Genomic DNA, 948 nt, shown 5'->3' with positions numbered 1-948 from the left:
CAGCTCTTGCAGATATTGAAGCAGTTAAAGGTCTTACTTTTGATCTTCCCAATCGAAAACTGAAAGTCTTCCATAATGAAGGGATTCAGCAAATTACGGCTAAACTCGAAGGACTGGGTTTTGGGGCGAAACTTGATGAAACACAGCTTTCTTCAGGCGATATACCTAATGAACCTGATCCTGTGAGACAAGCTAAAGTACTTAAACTGTTATTAGGTATTAATGCTCTACTTTTCTTTATAGAATTCATCAGCGGTATTATTGCTGCGTCTACAGGATTGATTGCTAATTCTCTAGATATGTTTGCCGATGCAGCCGTTTATGGTATTGCGCTATATGCCGTCGGAAAAGCTGCGAAATATCAAATAAAAGCAGCCCATTTCGCAGGTTGGATTCAGTTATTACTTGCTGTTATCGTGATTGTTGATGTCATTAGACGATTCATGTTTGGAAGCGAGCCAGAATCAACGCTCATGATTGTTATTGGCCTGCTCGCACTTATAGCTAACGTGACATGCTTATATCTTATTTCTGGTCATCGAGAAGATGGCGCACATATGAAAGCCAGTTGGATTTTCTCGGCGAATGACGTTGTCGTAAATATGGGCGTTATATTTGCCGGTGTACTCGTGGCGTGGACGGGATCAGCTTATCCAGACTTAATCATTGGCATACTGGTTTCTTTATTCGTACTGAATGGTGCCCGAAAAATTTTGGCTTTGAAGTAAGGGCACTGTTGCAAATAACCACGAATGGTAAGCTGAAGACTGTTTTAGCTAAAGGTGCAGCATATGAATCCTTTCCATGGTCGGCATTTTCAGGGCGAAATCATTCTTTGGGCTGTGCGCTGGTATTGTAAATATGGCATTAGCTATCGTGAACTGCAGGAAATGCTGGCCGAACGGGGTGTGAATGTTGATCACACGACTATTTACCGTTGGGTTCAAC

The 948-nt window shown here is 42.1% G+C and carries 1 protein-coding gene and 1 pseudogene; both read left to right on the top strand.

What is annotated here, in order from left to right; translation table 11 throughout:
* A partial coding sequence (locus tag CL42_RS16190) for a cation transporter (RefSeq protein WP_035271003.1) occupies window positions 1–728 on the top strand: 728 nt, incomplete at its 5' end.
* Between the two features lie 63 nt (window positions 729–791).
* A pseudogene (locus CL42_RS16185) lies at window positions 792–948 on the top strand (IS6 family transposase); the annotation flags it as partial.

The sequence above is a fragment of the Acinetobacter sp. Ver3 genome (assembly GCF_000632455.1).
Classification (GTDB): domain Bacteria; phylum Pseudomonadota; class Gammaproteobacteria; order Pseudomonadales; family Moraxellaceae; genus Acinetobacter.
The sequence above is the reverse complement of the archived record's forward strand: the minus strand, read 5'-3'. Positions and strand labels throughout refer to the sequence as shown.